A 5899-nucleotide genomic window follows, 5' to 3' on the forward strand; every position below is an offset into this window, starting at 1 on the left:
CGATATATAAGCGATCCAGCTCTTCCTCGCCGTATTCTCGCAGATCAACAACGTAAATATCATGACGATCGTCCATATGCTGAAGTGCGCTGGAGACAGCCAGGGTCACTCCTGTATGCCGTGCAGCATGATACTGATGAAGGAGACGCATACCTTTTTCCCAGAGGGCATGTTCAGCCGAATCAAATCGTTCACAAAAAAGACGCAACGCCCGTTCTGTATTGACATCTTTCAAAAATGCCAAAACGCTGATATTATACATGTAGTTCCTCATTTCTTACTTCCTGATTGGAGTTGCGCAGTTCTTATGACACCCCAAAACATTCTATTTGTTGACGACAGCCCTATGGTTCTGTCCCTGCTTGAACGGACCTTGACGCAAGAAGCATTCACCTTACATACCGCTCACACGCCCAAAGAAGCCTTACAAGTGCTGGAACAGCACCCGATTGATGTGGTAGTTTCCGATCTGCTCATGCCTGGTCTGGATGGGATTACCTTCCTTCGCATGATTAAGAAGGATTATCCACATATCGTACGAATTATTTTGTCTGGTCACCTGCATACGCAGTCCATTTTATCGGCGATTAACCAAGTCGGTGTGTTCCGTTTTTTGACGAAACCGCTGGAGCTGGATGATGATACGCTAAAAAAAATACTGTATGAGGCGCTTGATCAGGCCAAACTCAACCGAAACAGCCTACATGCAGACCAGAACGTAGCTTCCAACCTGTCAGTTTTTATAGACAGCATTTTGAATGCACCGTACCGACCCTATGTGCTGCTGAATGAACAAGATATCGTAACCGCTGTACACATTGCACTCGCTGAGCTGTATCCTGTCGGCTGCTCACTACGTCATCCTGACGGGGAAGGTATTCAGTTAACCACGCATTCATTATATATACCGTATGAGGAGTCGGAATCTTCCGATCCCGACTTATACACGCTGGATACACTGACCCTCGGCCATTCATCGTTACGCCTTATCCGCCTTAGCGAGATCGCCTGAGTGACGGGTGCCGCCCTTTAACACGGCGGCTACCCCAATCACAGTCAGGCATACATACATCCACAACATCCCCATCGTCAGCAAGGGGTGACGGATATAGTTTTTCAAATTCCCCCATGTATACAGCACCGGACGGAAGAAGTACCAACGTTCCAGCGCTTTTCGCAATCCGCCCTCTTCAGATGACATCGTACGATCCATCACCGAAAAGTAGTAGGCTTTTTTACGTAATACATCGTGCAGATACACCTGTTTTTCATCATGGTATACCCGTGTAAATACCGCCCGGCGAATGACTCCACCAGACTCTATATAACGCAAGGTTGGCTGTATTTCTTCAAAAGCAATCTGCTCCGCATTAAACCCACCCGTCGATTCGTAAGCGCTCATTCGCCAGAAACGTGCGGCTTCAATGGAGCGTTTTCCCAAGGTTTCACCCGCATTGTTAATCACATTTCGCTCAAAAACCTTTACTTTGGAAAAAAAATTGTTTGCTTCCGAATACGCCTCCTCCGGAACGACCAAGGCGCCAATATCCTGATGATCGTCAAAAAAGTCAATGCTCTGCTGAATCAGATGTTCGGCTAAAATCATATCGGAATCCAATACAAATATGTATTCGGCACCCAAGCGTTTCGCTTCCTCAACCGCCCTGACCCTAGCGACTCCCCGCTCCCCATGGGGAAGCTCCAATACCGTTACGGGTACTGAACTCCCTACCGACAGCATACGAATCGTCTCAACGGTCCGGTCATTGGAGCCATCATCAGCAATTACAATATGCAGATCCTTGTAATTTTGCCCCATACAGCTTCGCAAACAAGGCTCTATCGTCCGTTCATTGTTGTACGTGGAGAAGAGAATGACCACTTTGTCCACTCTGTTCCGCCTCCTCTACCCAATCTTCCATCAACTGCTCAAACGCAGCAGCCGTATGATCAAAATGGAATCTTAACGCATATTGATACGCCCGCTCACGGATGGCCATGTAATCTTCGCCGCCCTTTGCTGCTCTTTCCATTTGTTCAGATAATCCTCGGATGTCGCCGTGAAAGCATAGATACCCGCTCTTCCCAAAATCCGTTGCATCCACCAGACCCGGTGAATTGCTGACAATGCTAGGGGTTCCAACGGCTGCCGCTTCGGTAATCGTCAAACCCCAGCCTTCACGTAAGGAAGGAAATACGAGCGCGTGGGCACGACTCATCAGCTCCAGCTTATGCTCTGCTGAAACAAATCCGTAAAAGGTAATATCGGCTTGCGATTGCCCCTGTTCATCCGGTTCTCCGTATGTCAAACCATACTGTTTCATAATCGGCACTAATTGTTCTGCCACATAGGTTTTATCGGTTTTTCCGGCAATCCATAACATAGCCTGAGGGAACTTTTCCTTGAGCTGCCCAAAGGCCTCAACGACCAGATCAATACCTTTATATTTGACGAAGCGCCCAGCATACATAAAGGTCGGATTAGGCTCCTTCGTTAAAAATTGTTCGCGCGGCCAATGATCAAACTCAATGCCTTCCGGTAAAAGATGGACACGATTCGGGTGAAAGCCCAGCTTAAGTAGATCATATCGAGTAGACGGAGATACCGTAAGCGTCCGATCCTTACGAGCCAGCTTAAGCATCAAGGGCTCCATATGAAACCCAATAACATTTAGTGGGAATTTGGCGTTCTCAAACCATATTTCCCTTGTTAGCTGATGTATGAAAAAAATCCGTTTGGATGCCTCCACCCAAAATCGGGTAAAGAATTGATGCGTATTCGCCTGGTTAATCACATAGTCGATCTTCCCTCGATGACGACGGTAATAGCGCATCGCATAATAAATAACACTGTATATGTTCCCTTTTCGAATATACGTAATACCGTCAATAATTTCATGCTCAGGCATCCCCTCAAATTGGGGTGAAAAATGAATGAACTGGAAACGTCCTTGCTGTGAGCGTTTAAGCATTTCATGGGTAAAAATTTCTGCCCCCCCGCTTTTAGGTGAACGAATGTCACGCCAGGAAAGCAATAGAACTACGGTTTTACCGTCCTGTTCATGTATGGTATTCATGGGGTAAATCCCCCTTTATCTTTATTTTGAACAAATGCACATAGGCGTCTATCACAAAGTAGAGAGCCATAGCCCCGTAAACTATGAACTCAGATAGCAAAAAATCTACCGGATCTGTGTGGGCAATATGAAAGGCTACTAATAAAGCCGCGGCTCCTGCCATCAGACTGAACATAAATTTTCGTCTGCCCACCAATACGTGCACATGCACAAAAAACAGCACGATGGAAAATAGCCAGTACACCCATCCTCCCCATGGAATATAGGCCTCGGCCGATTGGTAAGAGGCTCCGAATAATATGGGAATAGAGGATGGGAACACAAAGGTCGTGCCCACATATACACAGATCGCAGCTATAGCCATTAAACCGGCATAGACGGCAATCAACTTGCCCAAAGCTTGGCGGTCATGCCCCTGCGCACCGATCTTTGGAATAAAAGCAGCAATTAGGCTATACGAAACGTAATAGACCAACTGGCTGTACTTCAGCGCAATGGCATAGCTGCTGGCCTGCTCAGGAAAGTAATGCTGTACATACAACATGTCGATGGAGATACAAAACAAAATGAATAAATTCGTCATAAGGCTATCGGTGAAATCCTGACCCAATGATTTCCATAGCCCAGAAGGGATATGTTCTCCACTGTATGTGAATAAGGACAAGCCACGAGCCGAAACGATCCAGCCGTGGAGCAGCGACAGCAACATTCCTCCACAGCTTGCTAACAGTAGGGCTTCCAGCTTTAACCCCAGTGCAGCCAGAACAAAAAACAGGCTCAGCTTCCCTAATACCTCAATGTAATAGTTCACATTGAGCGCCAACATGCGTTCCCTGCCCTGTAAATCTCCGCGGCACGAACTCACAAGAATATGCAGTCCAATCAAGCCATACAGCATGAACAGCGGACCGGATTCGACGCCTAATAGCGAACGCAGTAACGGATGAAAGATGAGTAAAATGATCATGGCAAGCACGGTTAGCACCAGAGGTGCTTTGAGTAATAAAGAACCGAGCGGTAAGCTTCGTAGCGCAAGCTTTTTGTCTCCCTTAGAGACCAGTTTGGCGGTTAATAGCTGGATGGATAAACCCAAAACGGATAAAAGTGCAAAAAGTGCCAGCAGCGCATTCGCCTGGCCATAAGCTTGTCCGGTAAGATACCAACTCGCTGCAATGTGGAAGAAAAAATTAAATCCGTTAAGCAGCACATTAAAGAGAGGGAACATCAACGATCGCAATCGGTTGTTCACGTTGTTATCTCACCCGCCGATCCAGTCGCCAAATATCAATGATGGAGCGTAAAAAACGAATAGAATCCTTCCAGACATGAATGTGCGATCCATCGCGGTCAATACATTTGACGGGTAATTGCAGCACACGAAGCTGGAGTCGCTTGGCAATAAACATCATTTCTAGATCCAGCGCCAGTCCGAGCTGTTCCTTTAAATGCGGAAACATCCGTTTCACTGCAACCGAACTCATCACTTTAAGCCCAGTCTGCGAATCTACCACACCTGTTGGTAAAAAAGGACGGGAAATGACCCGCTTACCAAAGCTGACAACAGATCGCAATAAAGATCGATTCTCGGCGGTCATATCCTTGGTTCCGATCACGACATCATAATAGCCCTGCTGAACAACATTAATCATTCTGGCAATATCCTCAATAAAAAAGGAGTCGTCCGCATCCACAAATACGTAGTAATCCGCACCTATGGTCCGCATCCCTTCCAGATACGTCCCTGCCTTACGTGTATTGCGTCCCAATTCCCTTGTTTGAAGCAACGGGCTAAGATTCTGATTAATCCTGTTTACGGACAAGTCCGTTGCTGCCTCCAGCGCTTTAATCAAGGCATTGGTACCATCGTGACTGCCATCATCAATGAGATAAATCGAACCTTCAATAATATGGCTGCGGATAAAGGCTTGCAGTCGTTCAGCAAAGGTTTTGACATGAACAAAACGTTGCTCTTCGTTATATACAGACAAGATAAATGCAATATGTTGGCTTTTGGTCGAATACTCGGGATAGAGCAAGCTTTGTATTTCCGAAAGCATTTCTTCGGTGTCATTGGCTTGCCAAAATAGCAGGCGCAAACGGCCTACTCCGGTGATTTGCACCATATGCTGATCACTGAACGGAATTGTTACATCCGTCACCAGTAACAATGGCATTTGCGGAAATTGGCTACGGATCTGATTGGCTTTCCGCACCGCCTGCCCCGGCTCCCTATAATCAATCAGGCAACAACATGCGTTCTCGTAGACTGAAGCTGCCTCCGTGTCCTCGCACTGTATATATTGGTAAAAACAAATCACATTGGGATAATCAATAGCCCTGTCGTTATCGCTAAAAATGGCTATAGGTCCCTGCACACAAACCTCTCCTTTTCCTCCGAATAGTTCTATTTTGTTGAAAAAGAATTAAGAATGTTTGCTTATAGGAGTTAAATTAATGTCCAAATACTTCATATTTCCTTAACAAAATAGCTGACACTCCATGATATATAAGGATATAAGAGAAGAAAAACTGATTTTCATATTTGATAAAAACAGAGTGTTTAGGCCTGATTCATTAGAACCAAAACCATCAGAATAAGTTAGCGCATCTATATCGAAAATTAGTTCTTTTAGATCAACAGAAGGAAAAATATATGGTTATTTTGTCATAGATAAATAGAAGAATAAAACAGATTCGCACGTCCATACTATGGACAACATGTCATCTTGAGGATTTTGCAAAAATCCAATAAGCGACTTTCAATGAACAATATATAGATCGAAATGGTTTAGTTCGTCTATATCTTGCACTTCGGAGCGACT

5 protein-coding genes and 1 pseudogene are annotated in these 5899 nt (G+C 45.4%); 1 reads left to right on the top strand and 5 read right to left on the bottom strand.

Annotated features, from left to right (window positions below):
* A pseudogene (locus GRP75_RS17470) lies at positions 1 to 262 on the bottom strand (hypothetical protein); the annotation flags it as partial.
* Positions 263 to 307: 45 nt separating this feature from the next.
* Here GRP75_RS17470 and GRP75_RS17475 point away from each other — a divergent pair.
* Positions 308 to 1012 (top strand): response regulator, encoded by a 705-nt coding sequence (locus tag GRP75_RS17475; RefSeq protein ID WP_023990009.1) that lies wholly within the window; start codon positions 308 to 310, stop codon positions 1010 to 1012.
* Here GRP75_RS17475 and GRP75_RS17480 read toward each other — a convergent pair.
* The 4 genes from GRP75_RS17480 to GRP75_RS17495 are packed head-to-tail and all read right to left on the bottom strand — an operon-like array spanning position 980 to position 5452.
* A complete protein-coding gene (locus GRP75_RS17480; protein ID WP_160789922.1) occupies positions 980 to 1891 on the bottom strand; it encodes a glycosyltransferase in 912 nt (303 codons plus the stop codon). The two genes, GRP75_RS17475 and GRP75_RS17480, sit on opposite strands and share 33 nt — an antisense overlap.
* A complete protein-coding gene (locus GRP75_RS17485; RefSeq protein WP_028541544.1) occupies positions 1851 to 3077 on the bottom strand; it encodes a glycosyltransferase family 4 protein in 1227 nt (408 codons plus the stop codon). The genes GRP75_RS17480 and GRP75_RS17485 overlap by 41 nt, the downstream gene beginning before the upstream one ends.
* Positions 3061 to 4326 (bottom strand): polysaccharide biosynthesis protein, encoded by a 1266-nt coding sequence (locus GRP75_RS17490; protein ID WP_076295604.1) that lies wholly within the window; start codon positions 4324 to 4326, stop codon positions 3061 to 3063. Before GRP75_RS17490 ends, GRP75_RS17485 begins: the two co-directional genes overlap by 17 nt.
* 4 nt (positions 4327 to 4330) lie before the next feature.
* A complete protein-coding gene (locus GRP75_RS17495) occupies positions 4331 to 5452 on the bottom strand; it encodes a glycosyltransferase (protein WP_028541542.1) in 1122 nt (373 codons plus the stop codon).
* Positions 5453 to 5899 lie beyond the last annotated feature (447 nt).

Origin of the sequence: Paenibacillus sp. OT2-17, from assembly GCF_009827695.1 — a bacterium.
GTDB lineage: Bacteria > Bacillota > Bacilli > Paenibacillales > Paenibacillaceae > Paenibacillus > Paenibacillus polymyxa_B.